Origin of the sequence: Oricola indica (assembly GCF_019966595.1) — a bacterium.
GTDB classification, from domain to species: Bacteria; Pseudomonadota; Alphaproteobacteria; order Rhizobiales; family Rhizobiaceae; genus Oricola; species Oricola indica.
Window position 1 is genome coordinate 413,981 of the sequence record NZ_JAINFJ010000003.1, and the last position, 16,959, is coordinate 430,939.

A 16,959-nucleotide genomic window follows, 5' to 3' on the forward strand; every position below is an offset into this window, starting at 1 on the left:
CGAGCGCCCGCGCTCGAGTTGCCTCATGGGATGAGCGGGCTGCCATCGAAATCACCTTCGCTGTCGGCATAATTGAGTGCTGCGTCATTCCCGGGAATGTGGGGGAAACCCCGAAAGTTGAGTCCGTTGGAAAACTTCGCCCGACAGGTCCCGAAGCGTTTGTCGCAACCCGCTTCGACTGTGAAGGTATCGCCGGCCTCGATGCCGGACATGCGTGGCTCGAACAGCGTCATCGCATGTTCCCCGGGGGCCGTGCCGGCACGTAGTGTCGCCACCGTTGCCGCCGTACCCGCCAGAAGGCCGGACGTCCAGGACAGCCGCCCGTGCACGAACCAGCCTTCGTCATACCCGGCGAGCCCCACAACACGGAGTTCGCCCAACCCGCTTTCGACGACCGTTCCTGTCGCCGAAAAACCCGGCGTGTTCGTGTCGAAGCCACAACGCGCATCGCCAAGATTCGCGTCGCAGCTGCGTAGAAAGTGCCGGCCGCGCCGCTCGTCGAGCTTCGCGGACAGGCTGCGAAGCTCCACTTTGAACGCGCCGTCGATGCGCCGGATCTCGCCGACCGAATGCCGCTTCAGCAGGCCCGCCTGTTCCGGCTCGTCCCAATTGACCAACCACTGCTCGACCGAAGCCTCGTCATATTTTCCCGCCTCGATATCCGCGTCGGAGATTCTTTCGGACGACAGCGCGCCACCCACCTCCGAGGTATCGCCGGCAAATCCGAGGCCGGACTCGATCGCGCCGGCAACGAAGCCCGTATCCGGTTCGCAGGTGATGCCGTCCACGATCAACGCGCGATCATGATCGGTGAAGCCGAGCACGACACCGTCCTTGCGGCGAACGATCCAGCAGAAACAGACGTTTGTGACGTCGCCATCGAGATGCTCCTTCAAAGACTGCGGCAACGCTGTCATTCGAACACCTCCACCAGCTGGATCTCCGGAATCTCGCCTGCCGCGAACGCAGTCTGCGTCAGGGCAAGGTGCGCGTTGTCGAAACGCACCGGCACATGAAATTCGAAACCGGCGGTCACCACCGCCTCCGCGACCGGCGCGGTTTGCAGGGTGACCACGCCCGTCAGCGGATCGACTGTGTATTCGGCGCCCGGCAATTCCACGCCATCCACTGCCACACGAACCGTGCCCTCTATCGGCTTGGTTACGAGACGACCTCCTCCGAGCGAAAGTCGATACTCGACAGTCTCGCTGTCGCCCGCACCGATCGCCCGGTCGGTTGGCGCGATTGCCTCCCCCGGCGGCACGGAACCGTGATCGACCGGGTCTAGGAACCGGAAAGCGTTCAACGGCCCGCCGCGTTCCTCGAAGAATTCCAGCAGGTTATGCAGGTCGGCGAACGATTTGATTCCGGTGGAGATCGTGTAGCGCCGACGCGAGCGAGACCAGCGCGCATTGCGTTGTTCCAACCCCGAAGCCAGCCGCACGATCTCCACGCGCCTTTCCGGCCCGCCAGTCGCGCCGAATGCGAGGCGCGAAGGGAAAACCACGTCATGAAAGCTCATCGATCTACCTCAGTTTGCGCGCCGGCCACGCGCGACGGCACGCGCCAACGCCGCGGAAACCTGTGCTTCCGATTTGCGAAAGGAATTGGCATCCGGCGTAGAAATCGTGACGTTCACGGTCACTGAAGATGCACTCTCTCCAGCCGAAACCCCGAGCCGGCCGTCCGCCCCGCGGCTAAGCGGCAGGATCGCTTCCGGCCCCGCCTCGCCGGCCAGGCCGGTGCGTCCTCCGGACAGCGGGAAATACGCAGGAGCGGCCAGCACACCGCCGCCAGCGAACATCGTGTTGGCGCCGACAACACCGCCCTGCGCAAAAGGCAGAACGCCCGAAAAACCTGCAAACGCCCGCGAGGCGAAACCGTTCAGCAGGTTCTGCAAAGGTGACAGCCCGGCATTCAAGGCGTCGATCGCCAAACCACGGCCGATGGAGCGAAGGGTGTCCTCCAGCGACCGGCCCGAGACGACGGCACCTTTCAGCGCGCCCGTCAGCGTCGAACCGAAGGACGAAGCCTGGCGCTCAAGTGTCTTCAATGCCGCTTCGAAGCCCGTGGTATCGGCTTCAATGGCAATCGTCAGTTGTTCATCCACGGTTTGGCTCCTTACGGTCCGGATAGGCATTCATCAGGCTCTGGAGAGCCTGTCGTCCCGGCGCCTCCTGTGTTCCATGTCCGAAGGCCTGCATAGCGGCGCCCAATTCGCGCGGTGTCATCGCCCAGAATTCTGTGGGCGACAGCCGCATAACGGCGAAACCGAAGGCCATCGCCGCATCCCAGGGGAACTTCTCAGCCATCGCCACCAAACGTCGCCTGCAATAGGTCCGAGACGATCAGGGCGTAGCCCGCCGCGCCGCCCTCAGCCTGCATCTCGGCCACTTCTTCGCGATTGAAGGTGTGGCCCGCACCCTTCAGCCCGGCGTGAATGATAGTCAGCAGGTCGTCGGCCGACAGCTTTCCCGACGAGAAGCGCTGCGTGAGCGCGGTCAGATCGTCCGCGCCGAAATGCGCTTCGAGTTCGGCGAGAGCACCAAGCGTCAGGCACAAGGCCCGCTCCTTGCCTCCAAGATCGGCGGAAATTTCCCCGCGCTTCCTGTTGATCAGCATCAGGCGGCTCCGAATGTCAGTTCCGAGCCGGATTCCAGCGCGATATCGAAGGTGACCTCTCCGTCGTGATTGCCGGAATAGTCCAGCGACGTGATCTGGAAACCGCCCTCGATAGTGCCAAAATCGGGGATGACCAGCTGACACGTCGTCACCGCCCCGGCGAAGAAGGCCGCGCGCACGAGTTCATCGGAAGACGCATCCTTGAAGATGCCTGCGGCCGATATCGATGCCCGCTGGATACCTGCACCGTCGAGCAATTCGCGCCAGCGCCCCGCCGACTGCGAATCCGTGATGTCGACCGACTGTGCGTTGAAGCTGATGCGCTTCGACCGAAGCCCGGCGACGGTCGCAAACGCAGCGCCGTCCCAAAATTTCAAAAGCAGATCCTTGCCGCGTTGCGATGCCATCGCCGCGTCTCCTGTGTTCGGTTTTGAGTGAGATCAGACGGGTTCAGTCAAGGCGCGAAACCGAAGCACCGCGCGCCAGGCGCGATCCAACGGCTCATAGCCGTGCTCGTTCGAAATGATCCTGAACGAGACAACCCGGGTGTCGCCGAATGAGCCTTCGAGAGACGAAAGAGCCGTCGTCACGCGTTCCGCAAGCGCGAGCACTTCGGAGCGACTTTTTTCCCGCGACCAGCAGCGCATTGTGACGAGATGCTCCTCACCCGCCCGGTCGTCAGTGCTCCAGTCCTGCGCGCTGGTCCGGCCGATTGCGACGAAAGGAAATTCCAGCTCGGGCGGCACCCGATCGAGGATGCGCTCCGCGCCGCCCAGCAGCGCGACGAGTTCAGCGTCGGCCTTCAGGGCCGCGACCATGGCCGCCTGAAGATCATGCGCGGCGCTCATCGCTGTCCTCCGTTTCCGGCTTCGGCTTTTCCGGGCGCCGTTCATCGGTTCTTTCATCGACGGCAATCTGCGCGCGCGTCCGAAGCGCTCGCACCAACCCGTCGAGGGTCATCTGCATGGTCAGTTTCATGCTGTTTCCTCGCGCGTCAGGCAAAGCAGGTAGCGGCCGCTCTCATCGAGATCGCGCACCGCGCGGATCGCGAAGAAACGCTCCCCCATCCTCAGGCGGCGTCCTCGCCAGACGCGCACATCGTAGCGCAGCACCACCCGATGCGTGATCTCGGTCTCCTCGCCGCCGGCGCGGCTCACGATTTCCGCCGCGGGTTCCAGATGCGCCCACATGATCGCGATCGCCTGCCAGCTTTCCGCGTGGCCAGCCAGAGCGTCGGCGATCCGCGTCGCTTCTTCCAGAACCATCTCGTGACGCAGTTTGCCCGGATCGAAAAAGGTCCCACGCATGGTCACACCGAGAGGAAACGGAAGTGCCGGGTCAGGCGCGCATAGAGCGCGGGGACCGAAACCGGCTGATCGGCCGCATCGAAGACACCGCGAAACTCGAACCAGTGTGCCACCAGGACGAGGACCGCGCGCTTCAGCATGTCCGGTACATCCGTGCCCGCCTCGCCGTATCCCGTGTCGAAATCGATCTCGATACCATTGGCCCGCATGGGCGCGGTGACGCCATCGACGAGACGAACCCGCGCAGGTCGGGAGACGAGATTGACGTAGTACTCCGATCCGTCGAGTTCGGTCGGATTACCAGCGCTGTCGTAGATGGTGACGGCAACGATACCGCGCACCGGCGAACGCATGAGTTCCAGCACGCCATCGCGCGGGACGGCATCGAAATAGGCCCGCCATTGCTGGTCGAGCAAAGACTGTCCGGTATCGCGCTCGAGGTATTGTGTCGCCGCTGCAATCAGCGACGTGATCGTGTCGTCTTCGGTATCCGAGGTGACCCGCAGATGGGCCTTGGCCTCGGCAAGCGTCACAGGCATCGCCGCCGGTGCGGCAATTTGCGAATAGGTCATCATTTTGTCCATGAAAGAGGAAACGAGGCGGCCCCGGCGGGAGGAGAGCTCCGGGACCGCCTGTTATCGGTCGGGCTTACGCCGTTCCGAACTTGAGCAGCTTGATTGCGTCGAAGTCCTGCATCCCGCCGCCAACGCGCTTGATCGTGTAGAACAGCACATAGGGCTTGGCGGAATAGGGATCGCGCAGCACCGACACCCCGGTCCGATCGACGACGAGGTAGCCGCGGCGGAAATCACCGAAGGCGATCGCCGTCACGTCGGTTCCGATATCCGGCATGTCCTCGGCTTCGACGAGCGGGAAGCCCATCAGCATGGCGCGCTGACCGGCGGCCGCGGGCGGCTGCCAGATGTAGTTGCCGTCATCGTCCTTGAACTTGCGAATGGCCGCCTGGGTCGTGCGGTTCATCACCCAGTTGGCATTCTGCCGGTAACCGGCTTTCAGCGCGTAGATCGTGTCGATCAGCTTGTCTGACGGATCGGCGGCCGGCCACGCGCCATCCGCTCCGGTCGCCACGTAACCGATCTTCTCCCAGGCCCAGCTCGCCTCGGCGACCTGGTCGTAATCGAGAAAGCCGCGCGGCTTCGCATCCCCGTCACCAACGACAAAGGCGGTGCCTTCCTGCTCGGCAAACGCGGCTTCCACTTCCGACGCGATCCACTGGTCGATATCGACGACCGCATCTTCCAGCAATGCTGCGGTTGCGGCCGGCATCGCATAGAGTTCCATCGTCGGAAACTGAAGTTCCTTCAGCGTCGATGCCGCCGTTTCGGGTCGTGCGTCCGTCTCCCCGACCCAGCCGACGGCAGGTCCGCCGATCGAAAACGGCTTCTTGAGCACGGAGCCGGAGACTTGCCTCACGCTCGCGATCGACCGGATCGGCGAAATATCGCGCAGTCTCGCGCCAATCGCGGCCTCCGTTTCGGGCGGCACCAGGTATCCGCCATCTGGTCCGGATCCGATGCTCATCGATTTGGCATCGAGCGCCTGCAGGCGCCGCTCGTCACCGCGCCGCACATAGTTTTCGAAGGCCGACTTGTGCTCGCTTGGCGTGATCGGCTCGCCGCCGCCAAGCGGTGGCCGCGCCTGCTTGTGCTGCAAGGCGTCCAGCACGCGCTTCTGTTCGTCCAGCGCCAGCGAAATACGTTCGACCTTGTCGTTCGTCACGCCATCGACACCGAAGCGGCTTTCGATCTGCGCCAGACGCTCGTCATTCGCCTGCTTGAACTCGTCGAAAGCATGCATGAAATCGTCGAAAGCTTCGGCCACATCGCCTTCGCCCGCCGATTTCAGTTCGGGAGCGGTCATCATGTCCTGTCTCATTTCGTTCCTCGTGTCTGTTGGATTTGGCGGGCCGCGTGCCGTATCGCCGCCGCGAGGCCCGATTCTCCAGCCGCGCCATCCCGGCTGCTCCGGAGCGAGGCGAAGCCCCCGGCGATCACCGCCTTGGCCTCGCTTCTGGTCAGCCCGGCGTCCCGCACGAGCCAGCGTTCGAATTCGCGTGCTGTCGGCAGTCGCCCGGCCTTGACGGCCGTGACCCGCGCTTCGGGCAACATCGGAAAGGTGACCACTGAAATCTCCCAGAGGTCGGCTTCCTGGATGCGGCGTATGCCGTTTCGCGCATCCTTCCGCGCCTTGACGGTTCGAAATCCGATGGAAAGCCCGTCGAGACCGCCATTCCTCAGAAGCGCCAGGACCTCCCGTCCTTTCGCGACCTCGGTGGAAATACGCCCTTCTACATAGAGACCGCGCGCATCCTCCCGGATGTCGGTCCAGCGCCCGATCGGTTGCGCCGGATCATGCTGAAAAAGCATCCGGATGCCGCCTGTTCCCCGCGTCTTGAGCGATTTCGCGAAAGCGCCGCGCTCGACAGCATCCTTGCCGAGATCAACCACACCGAAAACAGAGGCGTAGCCGGCAATCCGCCCGTCCTGCCCTTCCAGATCGACCCGGTTGAATTTGTGCTCGAGCTTGTTGCGATCAGCGGGCATGGCGATCTCCACCGGATCGGACACCGATCAGCCGTTCGCCGTAACGCACGACGAAACCGACTGCCCACCAGATCGAAAGACTTGCGAGCGCCGAGCCAGCCAACGCCATCTCCTGGGTGGAAAGCAGATCGGCAATGCCGAGCTTTTCCGCGACGGCCAGCCCCGCCGTTCCGCCGAAAACCAGGCCGGCCGTTACCGAGCCGAGAAAGCGCAACCCCGCATCGCGCCGGCTCTTCGGCAGCAGCCAGGCAAGCGAAATCGCCGCCCCGGCAAGCGCTCCGGCGGTTTTCGCCAGCCACAGCGATGCGGCCGGCGACAAGTCCGTCATGGTCATGAATGTCTCCTGATTGATCGTCGTCGGGTTCGCGGCCGAAGCCAGCGCGGTTAAGCCCTCGCGCCGTAACCGACGGCCTCACGCTTTTCGTCTTCCGTGAGAAAGGAGGCCCGCTCCAGCCGCGCCCAGAGCGCATCCCGCTCGGTTGACAACGCTTCGATCGCGTCGGCGTCGGGCGTGAGCCTCAGGCTCCCCTCACCCAGCCAGCGGGCGAAGGCATCGGCCGTGCGCGCCACCATGGGCAGGACCGTCAATCGATAGAAGGCGCGGTTCGCCTCGCGGTAATTCGCATAGGTGTTGTCTCCCGGTATGCCGAGCAGCATGGGCGGCACGCCGAAGGCCAGTGCGATGTCGCGGCTGGCGGCACGCTTCGCTTCGATGAAGTCCATGTCCTTCGGCGTGAGACCCATTGCCTTCCAGTCCAGGCCACCTTCGAGCAGCAAGGGGCGGCCGGCATTGGATGCTCCGGAATACTCCGCCTCCAGGTCGCGCTTCAGCCGTTCGAACTGTTCCGGCGCGAGGTTGCCGCCTTCGGATGGTGCATAGACCAACGCCCCGGAAGGTCTTGCGGCGTTGTCGAGCAGCGCTTTGTTCCAGGCGCCCGCTGCGTTGTGTATGTCGAGCGCCATAAGCGCCGCCTCCAGCGGCGCGAAACCGCGCAGATCGTCCAGCGGATGAAACAGCGTCAGGTGCAGCACGCGGGGCGTGCCGTCTTCGGCATCGAGCGGAATGCGCCTCTTTTCGGCGCCCGACCGATGGTCGATTGCGACCGGCCAGCCGTCGGGACCTGTCACGATGGACACCCGGTCCGGGCGCAGAAGATAAAGTGCCTCGCTATCGCCTTCCCCTGTCCGTTCCACGAAAGCGTCGCCGGAGAGCAGCATGTGGCCGTAGAGCGTCTCAAGGAACGTTGCCCGGCTGTCTCGCATGTTGGGTCGCCCGATCAGCCGAAGGACCGGATCGTCAGGCGTCTCCTCCTCGCCCTTGTGGGCGAGCCACGGCACGGCGGCGCCGGCTTCGGCGATCATTCGGACGCAACGATGCACGACCGGATTGCGCATGAAGCCCTCGCGCGACAAGGCGCCATAGGAGGCCGATGTCCACGCCGCCGCGCCCGCGCCATGCATGACGAGGAATCCATAGGGCATGGCTTTCGCTTCGGCGAGATGCCGCGCAGCGTTTTTCTGACGGCCAAGCCCGAAAGTCCGTGCAAGCCAGTTCGCGGTTTGATTCATGAAAGCGGTCCATGTTGCTGTTTCGGAATCAAAAAAGGGCCGCAAGCGGCCCTCTCTCTGATCTCATTTTTCCAGGCGTAAGGCCGAGCGGCTACGCGGCTTCCGCCTCTTCGTCGAACGCATGACGCGCGGTGCGAATATCGTCGTGACGCGCTTCGGCCCAGCCTATGAGAGCCGTAAGAGGTTCGAGCACGGAGTGCCCGAGTTCCGTCAGGCGGTAGTCTACCGTTGGCGGTGTCGTCGGATACACAGTCCGTTCCACCAGTCCGTCGCGCTGCAAAGAACGGAGCGTTTGGGTCAACATCCGCTTGGAGATATCGCCGACATCCCTGTTGAGGGCGCTGAACCTTTTCGGCTCCCGGGCAAGCGCGGTCAGGATCAGGACTGACCATTTGTCGCCAATGCGATCCAGCACATCGCGAACCGGGCAGTTTTCGGCAAAGCCCGCTTCATGCCAGGCGTCAAAATGTTCGCCCACCGTCTCGGAAGCAGCCGCATGGTTACCTTCGTGTTCCCTGGTCACTGAAAACTGCCTCCTTCCAAGGCCTGTCGAGATGCGGTAACGAAATGAGACCATATCTCATATTGAGACCAAAGAATATCGTCAGGAGTTAAAAATGACAAACCAGACCGCAAAATACCTCGTAACCGGCGCCTCCGGCCAGCTTGGCCGCCTCGCCGTTACCGAACTCGCAAACAAAGTGCCGGCCGGAAACATCGTCGCGCTCGTTCGACGCCCGGAGGCCGCTGCCTCACTCGAAGCGCTGGGCATCGAGGTCCGCATCGGTGACTACGGGGACCCCGTATCGCTCGAGAAGGCATTTCACGGCATCGACCGCCTGCTCCTGATTTCATCATCGGAAGTTGGCCAGCGCGCCGCGCAGCATGCCAACGTCGTGAGCGCGGCCCATAAGACCGGCATTGGTTTCATCGCCTACACCTCGATCCTCCATGCCGACACGTCGCCGCTTGGTCTTGCGTCCGAGCACCGGGAAACAGAAGCCGCAATCAAGGCATCCGGCATTCCTTATGCATTCCTGCGAAACGGCTGGTACACGGAGAACCGGACCGGCTCGATCGCACCCGCGATCGAACACGGCGCTTATCCCGGTGCAGCCGGCGACGGGCGTACATCCAGCGCCACGCGGCAGGATTTCGCCGAAGGCGCCGTTGCGGTTCTCTCCGCCGAAACGACGGAACCGAATGCGGTTTACGAGCTCGCCGGCGACGAGAGTTATTCGATGACCGAGTTCGCCTCCGCGATTTCCGCCGCTGCGGGCAAACCGGTGAGTTATTCCGACATGAGCGAATCTGAATTCGCCTCCCTTCTCGAAGCGGCGGGCCTGCCGGGCCCGATTGCCGCAATGCTCGCCGACAGCGACGCGGGAACGGCGAAAGGCGCGCTCGAGGACAACAGCCGCACTCTCTCGCGCCTGATCGGCCGTCCGACCACATCCTGGCGGGACAGCGTCGGCGAGGCGGTCACCGCGTCGGGAGCAATCTGATTGGTTGGAGCGGGTACGGGGCATTTTCACAATCCCCTTACCCGCGGTTCTCCCCGCGCTTTCAGCATCAGATCGCTCATGGCCCAGACAAGTGCGTCAAGGCGGTCGGGTGATCGGCCGGAGGCGAGCCCGTCGGTGCCAAATGCACACATCTCGTCCTCGAGGGCATCCAGCCCTCGGGCATGGGTCACGCGCCCCTGCTCGTAAAGTGCGGCAACCGGCTCTGCGCGAAGCCACTTGCTCCGCCCCGCATGCACCTTCTTAAGCGCCACGCTCTCATCCACCTGACGGATCACCGCCTCCACCATATCGCCTCCCTGGTTGACCTCGGCCAGAATCAGGTCCGCTTCCAGCGATTGATAAAGCGCCACCGCCCTTGCCGCCCAGGCGGATGGCTTTGCCGCCCGGAGCGAACAATCCGCAATGACATGGGCCGTTCGATCTGCGGCCAGGCCGACCGCGACGATCCCGCAAGCGTCCGATGTCGTCTTCGATCCTGCCGGCGGATCGACCGCGACCACGATGCGGGTCAACGCCGGTGATCTCTCTCGGCGTATTCCATCCAGGGCCGCTCTCGACCAGAGCGCGCCTTCGGCTTCGTCGAGGATTTCGGCATACAGTTCCTGACGACCGAGATTGGTTGCCTCGTATTTCGCGCGAACCGTATCCAGAAACCCGGCCGCGAGATTGGCGGCATTGTCGAATGTCGCCCCTCGCGTGACTGCGGTCGCCGGGTCCTTGAGGATATCCCGCAGCAAACCGAGAGGCTTCGGCGTCGTCGTGATGCAGACTTGCGGGGACGTTCCCAGCCGAAGTCCGAACATGGCCATGTCCCATGTCGCTTGTGGATATTTCCAGGCGCATAACTCGTCCGCCCAAATCTTCTCGTTTTGCGGACCGCGCAGGCGATCGGGTTCCTCTGCCGAAAATACCATTGCCGTCGCACCGTTTCGCCATGACAGCCTGCGTTTCGTCGGCTCGAAGACCGGCCTGCCGAGCAATTCTCCGCCATGCGTCCGATCCCCTTTCCAGCAAACGGAAAGCACGCCGCTCTCGCCACCGATCATGACATCGCGTGCATCGGCCATGGTCGGCGCGATCAGCGCGAGCCGCATTGCTCCGGCCTTGACCTGCTCTCGCAACCATTCCGCGCCGGTACGGGTCTTGCCGAAACCGCGCCCGGCGAGAATCAGCCAGTTGCGCCAATCGCTATCGGGCGGCAGTTGGGCCGGTCTTCCGACAAACGGCCAGAAATGGAGAAGATCCGCGCACTGTATGTCACTTATCTTCCCCGGAAGCGCCTTCAGCATCGCGGGTGGCAATGTGTCGATCGACAAGCTCTTCGAACGCCTTGCGCGCATCCGCCAGTTCCGACGTCGTGAATGTTACGGTCTCTTCCGGGCGGCCGACGATACCGCCGCATGTCGGACATGTGTCGCCGGGCTTCAGCGCGTTCGGCTTGCTTGCAGGAGCCCTGCCCGCACCTCTCGGCTTCGTGTTTTCGTTGGAGCTTTCCAAGAAGCGTCTCCCGGCAAGGCGACAACAAAAAGAGCCGCGATGCGGTTGGCATCCGGCTCTCGACCCATTTCTCTGATTATGCCGTAACCTTACACGAGGACCGTCACGGCGTCAAGGATTATTTTCCTAATTATATACGTGACAAAGCAGAATGAATTCCTATAATGAGTCGGGACAGGCCGGCACCGAAAAAGAGCAGGAAATTCAGGTCACGCCCGAGATGATTGAGGCGGGGAAGGACGAGTTGGCGCGCTGGATACCGGAGGATGATTTTTCGATCTATCCGTCCGATTTGGTTTCCTCGATATATCTCGCGATGGAAGCCGCAAAGGCGGATTCACCGTCCGCCAACGCCGATAGCGCTTCCTCACTTGGCTCCCCCTCATCGATCCCCTCGTCAAGACACCGAATGATTGGGGATAGGTAGGATTCGGCTACCTCTATCAATCCTGTAATCCGGTTTACCGAGCCCGGCCAAATTTTTGTGTAATGTGTAATTTCCAAGCGCGCGGGCTTAGGCTGTTTCCTTAGTTTTGAAGTGTACGTCACACGCTCAAGGAAGCCGCCTCCAAACCCGTAAATCGGGTCGTGGACAATCCTGTTTCGTTCAGGTCTGATTGTGTTGTTGACGTAATCTGACAGCCGCACGATATGCGGCGATGTGACGTCTGCCTGATAGTGGAGTGCTATGTTCTTGGAGATTTCGAGCGCGTCCCGAAGATCCAGTTCGTTCCGAAGAATCTCGAAGGCTGAAACATCAACGTGGCCCATGAGGTAATTCAGCAAGCTGAAGAAGTCGTCTTCCAGGTGCGCCCATGCGATGCAGAGGCGTCCAATAGCGCGCTCAAGGTCTTCAATAGGGAATTTCGATTTGTCTGACACCGATAAAAAATCCGACGACCAAAAGTTCAACGACACGCTCAGGCGGATGCTCGAAACCCCGCCTAATCCGAAGAAGGGCGAGAATAGACGCTACCCCGAGCATCCGCGCGAGGAAAAGCGCGAAGAATAATAGCGGGATTCCGCTCATTGGCGGTCTTGGTCTTTTCATAATAGCGCAACAATGCTTCTGTTGCCCTCGCTGGTGTGGGAGGGCGATTCTTGGCGAAGCTTGATGTTCCGATCCGAATTTCTTCGGAGGCTGACGCATGGTTGACTCTGCGGCGCTTAATTGACGATGAGATCGATGCCGATGATGTCGACCTGAATTCATCATCTTTTGCTTGGGCGAGCATTGATCTTCATGCCAAGGGTGAGAAGTACCATTCTTCGCTGCCAACGGCGTTTATGCGAGGACTCGTCGAGTTTCAGGATAATTTTCTACGATCTAGCGCCTTAATCCTGAAAGATAGTTCCCATATCACGAAACTCCCGAATGATGCTCGTGCTGACCTCGATCTTGTTTTTGTGGTAAGTGAAGGCACGACCGGCATTAAGAGCATCCTTGAAGGGCCTATCGGGGAAATCGTGAAAAGGCTGGGTGATAAGTTGACCGGCAAACAGATTGTAATCCTAGTCCTTGCCCTAGCCGCAATGTACGGGGGGTTTCAGACATACAAGCTACATCTTCAGCACGCGCTCGAAATTGAAAAGCTAGAGGATGATGCCGAAGAGGATCAGCAATATCGCAGCATAATTGAGCAACTGATAGAATCTGATCAGGATGCCGCCATCGAGGATACGTTAAATAAGGCCGCAAAGAACGACAAGCGTGTACACCAGATCAGCGAGCTTGCTTCTGCTGGTAGAGATGCATTGCTTAGTCACGCCGCCGACGTTGACGTTGTGACGGTGCAGGGAATATCTCTTTCGAAAGCGGTCCTCGTTGATTTGAATAGGCGGTCTCGTCGCAGGTCCGAAGAAGTAACCTTCACGGAGCTGGCAAAAATTGAGGCCATTGATGCGGCGGAAGCCCATCATTTTAGGGTCAAGATTCGGCGAAAGTCTGGCCCGCCCATAAACGCGTATATCAGAGATATCGAAGAAAACCGCCGCACCTTGAACGCACTCTGGAAAGCCGAATCTTCTCGCAAGCAGATCATGGTTGAACTGACTGGGCGGCAGATCGGCCGTGACTTGCGGGACGCTAAGGTACGCCGAGCGTGGACGCCACGAAAAAAATCATGACTTTCGCTTGCGCCTAAGCGCTAGTTTTCTCGCCTTCTGCTTAGGCGTAACTGGCTTCGTTAATCCGCCGATAGGTAAGACGCTTGCCGCCGATGCGAGACAGCAAATCGTCATGGCGCTCGCTATCGGTGATCTTGAGCGCAGAGCGGCGATTGTAGCGGAAACCGTATTCGGCAAGGTAGCGATGCAAATGCGCTTCGCCGCAATGCTGATAGACGCCGATCATGCCGCGCTTGAACACAGAGAACACGTTCTCAATCGTATTGGAGTGAACCACAACATCACCTTCGCGGCGGGCGTATTCCTTCGCAGAGTGCTTCACGGTGCGATGCGCGGCGAATTCCTTGCCGGTCTCTTTGTAGAGGCGGCTTTCGTCGGTGTAGAGCGTCGTATCGCGGGAGACGTTGCGCACGAGAATATCGCGAACGGAGTCCTTCGTGGCGTTGTTCAGGTGAAACATGCGGGTGTTGCCGCCGCGCTCAACGAGACCGACGATAACGCGCTTCTGCGCACCGCCCGCCTTGCCTGACTTGGTAGGCTTCCAGTTCTTGCGGGCACGGGGACGGGCATACTCACGGGGCGTCTCGCGCTTGCCGTGATACATCTCGTCAGCCTCGACGGTCTTGCCTTCCCCGCCCATGGGGCCAGCGTCAGGACCATCTTCGGTCATGGCCTCGCGAATACGGTGCGCCATGAACCAAGCGGTCTTGTAGGTAACGCCAAGCATACGGTGAAGCTGGTGCGCGGACATGCCCTTTTTCGAGGACGCCATAAGGAAGGTCGCCAGAAGCCACTTGTTGAGCGGGATCTTCGAACGTTCGAACACGGTTCCGACAGTGACAGAGAACTGTTTGCGGCATTCCATGCAGTTGTAGAGGCCAGGACGGTGCGCCTTGCCTTCCATCTTGCGGATACGGGCCGGATCGCAGTTGCCGCAATGAGGGCAAAGCGGACCATGCGGCCAGCGCTGTGCTTCAAGATGCTCGCGGGCTGCGTCTACGTCTGTGAAGATGGGGCTATCAAGTTTCATGGCCGTAACTCCTTGATTCCAATATGGAGTCAGGACCATACTTTGTCAAGTATATAATTAGGATTATTTTCCTATTTTTTCCGCCGAACGATTAACGCGAATGATCCACACCATACAACCAGATGTTGCTAAACATTATGGATGTAATAACGCGAAATATTATGATGTTTTAAAACGTGACTAGATTATGTGAAACATTTCTGTAAGTCGGCCGCAATTCACGAATTCGACAGAAATCCGCCTTGCTTTCAACAAGAGCCGCGGCTTTTCAGCGTCTAACGAAATCGCGGTTTAGACTTACCGCCTCCAAGTCAAAAGAAAAAGACAACCATGATCCGGCTCCTTTCCGCCGAGCGCAAATTCGCGCGCACGGTCCGCCTGTCCGTTCTTGCGGTCATCCTCGCGGCCACATCCGTCGCCAGCATGCCTTTGTATAAACCCCCGCTTCCCGATCCACGTGTAGCGTTCCTGCTTCGCCACGAACTGTTTCTGTCGCCTCATGCGCTCGAGTCGAAGGATCCGGTGATGCCGCTCGCGGTTCCACCTGTCGCCTATCTCAACCCGCCAATTATCGATACGACGCCGGCGGTACCGAAAAGCGAACTCGCCTGTCTCGCCACGGCGATCTACTTCGAGGCGCGCGGCGAGCCCGAGCGCGGTCAGAAAGCGGTCGCGCAGGTCATCCTCAACCGTGTCGCGAGCAAAGCCTATCCGAAAACCATATGCGGCGTGGTCTATCAGAACGCGAAGCGCCGCAATGCGTGCCAATTCTCCTTCGCTTGCGACGGTCGGCCCGATATCGCCAAGGAGAAGAAAGCGTGGAGCCGCGCCAAATCCATCGCGTCGGACATCGTGAAGGGACGCGGCACACCCGGCGCGACCCTCTCGGCGACCCATTATCACGCGGATTACGTCAGCCCCCGCTGGGCGCGAAAAATGAAGCGCCTCTCCAAGATCGGAAACCACATCTTCTATCGAGGCTGACGACGGCGGAATCTTGGCCGAAAGCGCCGCGCACGGGATGACCGGCGCGGCGCTTTCGCATATAGGCTTCGCTGCGGTGGGAAGACCGGACAGCATTCTTCAAGGAGACCGATACGGATGGATGGCGGCAGCACTTCGCCCGCTCGCGGCTTGGGCTTTGCGTTCCTGGCCTTTGCCCTGTTCGCCACGCACGATGCGATCATCAAGGCGCTGGGACAGGACTACTCGATCTTTCAGATCATCTTCTTCGCCATGCTCTTCGCCTTCGTTCCCTTGGCGGTGATGGTTCTCGCCGACCAATCCACCGGCAATTTCCGCCCGCGCCATCCGTGGCTCGTCCTTGCCCGCGCCGTCCTCTCGCTCACCGCCATGAGCTGCGCGTTCTACGCATTCGTCGAACTGCCGCTCGCCGAGGTCTACGCCCTTCTGTTCGCGACGCCGCTGCTGATCACGGCACTGTCGGTTCCACTGCTCGGCGAGACCGTCAGGGCGCGCCGCTGGGCAGCAGTCGTGGTCGGCCTGATCGGAGTGCTGATCGTGCTGCGACCCGGCATGACGGAATTTTCACCGGGACACCTCGCCGCGCTCTGCTCGGCATGCGCGGCGGCAACCGCGACGATCATCGTCCGCAAGATCGGCGGAGAGGAGCGCTCCGCCGTTCTGATCCTTTACCCGATGCTCGCATCGATGATCGTGATGGGCGCGGCCCTCCCCTGGACATATGTCCCGATCGAATTGCCGTCGCTGGGATTGATGGCCACGGTCGGTCTTCTGTCTGTGATCGCACAGCTCTGCTCCATCACGGCATACCGGTTCGCGCCGGCGGCCGTCGTCGCGCCGATGCAGTATAGCCAGATCCTCTGGGCAACCCTTTACGGTGTCGTCTTCTTCGCGGAGAAGCCGGACACGATGGTCGCCATCGGCGCATCGATCATTATCGGGTCGGGCATTTTCATTGTCTGGCGCGAAAGCCGCCCGGACGTTTCCGAGCGCAATCCCGTCCTGCGCACCCCCAACCTGCGTTACGACACGGGCCCATCGCCAAGGCCGAAAGGATGGTGGCGCAAGGACCGAAGCTGATCTTCCGCCGCCTCGAACCGACTGGAGAAAGACCGCGTTTTCATAGCAACGCGGCCAGACTGGCCACGAAGTATTTTAGCGGGTGGTCGCTTGCTATTACCCATGGGCACGTGAGGTGCGGGCGCCCTACTCGTTCCACGGCGGGCCGCGCGACCATCCGCCACTCCACTTTCGAGCCTGCATCGACTATGTGAGCAGGAAATGGAGTACCCCCAATGAGAGACGACCAGTATCCGCCGCTGCCGCCCCTGTCTGTCGGCCCCGCCGGAAAATGCCCACGCTGCGGTCAGGGCTCGATATTCAAGAGTTTCATCACGCTGAAGGAAAGGTGTGACGTCTGCGATCTCGATCTGACTTTCGCAGATGCGGCCGACGGCCCCGCGTTCTTTGTGATGCTTATTGCATCCGTGCCGGTACTCGGCTTCGTCCTCTGGATGATCCTCGGCGTTGGAGCGTCCTATTGGCTGACCGCGCTCATCACGCTTCCGCTCCTGATCGTCCTGTGTATCCTGCCGCTTCGGCCGATAAAAGGCTGGCTTGTTGCAAGTCAGTACTACCACAAGGCAGAACAGGGCAAACTTGATACCCAGGAATAGCGAGTTCGCTTGAGGTCGCGATGTAAATGCGGCATGTGTATCGTAGGGGTATGCAGC

At 60.9% G+C, this 16,959-nt stretch carries 22 protein-coding genes and 1 pseudogene; 5 read left to right on the forward strand and 18 right to left on the reverse strand.

What is annotated here, in order from left to right; translation table 11 throughout:
• Positions 1-23: 23 nt before the first annotated feature.
• The 15 genes from LC343_RS10710 to LC343_RS10780 all read right to left on the reverse strand — a co-directional run bounded on the left by LC343_RS10710 (position 24) and on the right by LC343_RS10780 (position 8,585).
• Positions 24-917: a DUF2163 domain-containing protein gene (locus tag LC343_RS10710; RefSeq protein WP_223477102.1), complete on the reverse strand. Its 894-nt coding sequence runs from the start codon at positions 915-917 to the stop codon at positions 24-26.
• Entirely contained in the window at positions 914-1,522 is a 609-nt protein-coding gene (locus LC343_RS10715; protein ID WP_223477103.1) for a DUF2460 domain-containing protein, read from the reverse strand. Before LC343_RS10715 ends, LC343_RS10710 begins: the two co-directional genes overlap by 4 nt.
• 9 nt (positions 1,523-1,531) lie before the next feature.
• Complete coding sequence (locus LC343_RS10720; protein WP_223477104.1) at positions 1,532-2,140, reverse strand: phage tail tape measure protein; 609 nt, start codon at positions 2,138-2,140, stop codon at positions 1,532-1,534.
• Positions 2,103-2,312 (reverse strand): rcc01693 family protein, encoded by a 210-nt coding sequence (locus tag LC343_RS10725; RefSeq protein WP_223477105.1) that lies wholly within the window; start codon positions 2,310-2,312, stop codon positions 2,103-2,105. Before LC343_RS10725 ends, LC343_RS10720 begins: the two co-directional genes overlap by 38 nt.
• A complete protein-coding gene (locus LC343_RS10730) occupies positions 2,305-2,625 on the reverse strand; it encodes a gene transfer agent family protein (protein WP_223477289.1) in 321 nt (106 codons plus the stop codon). Before LC343_RS10730 ends, LC343_RS10725 begins: the two co-directional genes overlap by 8 nt.
• Positions 2,622-3,029, reverse strand: a complete 408-nt coding sequence (locus LC343_RS10735) for a phage major tail protein, TP901-1 family (RefSeq protein ID WP_223477106.1) — start codon at positions 3,027-3,029, stop codon at positions 2,622-2,624. Before LC343_RS10735 ends, LC343_RS10730 begins: the two co-directional genes overlap by 4 nt.
• 33 nt (positions 3,030-3,062) lie before the next feature.
• On the reverse strand, positions 3,063-3,470 hold the full coding sequence (locus tag LC343_RS10740; protein WP_223477107.1) for a DUF3168 domain-containing protein: 408 nt from the start codon (positions 3,468-3,470) through the stop codon (positions 3,063-3,065).
• Entirely contained in the window at positions 3,454-3,600 is a 147-nt protein-coding gene (locus tag LC343_RS10745; RefSeq protein WP_223477108.1) for a hypothetical protein, read from the reverse strand. The genes LC343_RS10740 and LC343_RS10745 overlap by 17 nt, the downstream gene beginning before the upstream one ends.
• Positions 3,597-3,929, reverse strand: a complete 333-nt coding sequence (locus tag LC343_RS10750; protein ID WP_223477109.1) for a phage head closure protein — start codon at positions 3,927-3,929, stop codon at positions 3,597-3,599. The genes LC343_RS10745 and LC343_RS10750 overlap by 4 nt, the downstream gene beginning before the upstream one ends.
• A gap of 2 nt (positions 3,930-3,931) precedes the next feature.
• Complete coding sequence (locus LC343_RS10755; RefSeq protein WP_223477110.1) at positions 3,932-4,501, reverse strand: head-tail connector protein; 570 nt, start codon at positions 4,499-4,501, stop codon at positions 3,932-3,934.
• 76 nt (positions 4,502-4,577) lie between these two features.
• A complete protein-coding gene (locus LC343_RS10760; protein ID WP_223477111.1) occupies positions 4,578-5,813 on the reverse strand; it encodes a phage major capsid protein in 1,236 nt (411 codons plus the stop codon).
• 8 nt (positions 5,814-5,821) lie between these two features.
• Positions 5,822-6,493, reverse strand: a complete 672-nt coding sequence (locus LC343_RS10765; protein WP_223477112.1) for an HK97 family phage prohead protease — start codon at positions 6,491-6,493, stop codon at positions 5,822-5,824.
• Entirely contained in the window at positions 6,483-6,827 is a 345-nt protein-coding gene (locus LC343_RS10770) for a DUF6107 family protein (protein ID WP_223477113.1), read from the reverse strand. The genes LC343_RS10765 and LC343_RS10770 overlap by 11 nt, the downstream gene beginning before the upstream one ends.
• Positions 6,828-6,877: 50 nt before the next feature.
• The gene (locus tag LC343_RS10775; RefSeq protein WP_223477114.1) at positions 6,878-8,062 is read right to left on the reverse strand and encodes a phage portal protein; all 1,185 of its coding nucleotides are present in this window, start codon (positions 8,060-8,062) and stop codon (positions 6,878-6,880) included.
• A 91-nt stretch (positions 8,063-8,153) separates the two neighbouring features.
• A complete protein-coding gene (locus tag LC343_RS10780) occupies positions 8,154-8,585 on the reverse strand; it encodes a winged helix-turn-helix transcriptional regulator (RefSeq protein ID WP_425419000.1) in 432 nt (143 codons plus the stop codon).
• A gap of 94 nt (positions 8,586-8,679) precedes the next feature.
• Between LC343_RS10780 and LC343_RS10785 the strand changes: the two genes are divergently transcribed.
• A complete protein-coding gene (locus LC343_RS10785) occupies positions 8,680-9,567 on the forward strand; it encodes an SDR family oxidoreductase (protein ID WP_223477115.1) in 888 nt (295 codons plus the stop codon).
• A gap of 26 nt (positions 9,568-9,593) precedes the next feature.
• Here LC343_RS10785 and LC343_RS10790 read toward each other — a convergent pair whose 3' ends face one another.
• Positions 9,594-10,877, reverse strand: coding sequence for a DNA-packaging protein (locus LC343_RS10790; protein WP_428982547.1), 1,284 nt, complete (start codon positions 10,875-10,877; stop codon positions 9,594-9,596).
• A gap of 487 nt (positions 10,878-11,364) precedes the next feature.
• A complete protein-coding gene (locus tag LC343_RS10795) occupies positions 11,365-11,967 on the reverse strand; it encodes a hypothetical protein (protein WP_223477117.1) in 603 nt (200 codons plus the stop codon).
• Positions 11,968-12,186: 219 nt separating this feature from the next.
• Between LC343_RS10795 and LC343_RS10800 the strand changes: the two genes are divergently transcribed.
• Positions 12,187-13,212, forward strand: coding sequence for a hypothetical protein (locus LC343_RS10800; protein WP_223477118.1), 1,026 nt, complete (start codon positions 12,187-12,189; stop codon positions 13,210-13,212).
• Positions 13,213-13,252: 40 nt separating this feature from the next.
• Here the strand turns inward: LC343_RS10800 and LC343_RS10805 are convergent, their stop codons facing one another.
• Complete coding sequence (locus LC343_RS10805; RefSeq protein WP_223477119.1) at positions 13,253-14,242, reverse strand: IS1595 family transposase; 990 nt, start codon at positions 14,240-14,242, stop codon at positions 13,253-13,255.
• A 597-nt stretch (positions 14,243-14,839) separates the two neighbouring features.
• On the opposite strand from LC343_RS10805, the pseudogene LC343_RS25345 reads away from it, so the two are divergent.
• The 3 genes and pseudogenes from LC343_RS25345 to LC343_RS10820 form a co-directional block, all read left to right on the forward strand.
• Positions 14,840-15,226, forward strand: a pseudogene (locus tag LC343_RS25345) (cell wall hydrolase); the annotation flags it as partial.
• Between the two features lie 117 nt (positions 15,227-15,343).
• On the forward strand, positions 15,344-16,306 hold the full coding sequence (locus LC343_RS10815) for a DMT family transporter (RefSeq protein WP_223477121.1): 963 nt from the start codon (positions 15,344-15,346) through the stop codon (positions 16,304-16,306).
• A 215-nt stretch (positions 16,307-16,521) separates the two neighbouring features.
• Positions 16,522-16,902: a DUF983 domain-containing protein gene (locus LC343_RS10820; RefSeq protein ID WP_223477122.1), complete on the forward strand. Its 381-nt coding sequence runs from the start codon at positions 16,522-16,524 to the stop codon at positions 16,900-16,902.
• Positions 16,903-16,959: the final 57 nt, after the last annotated feature.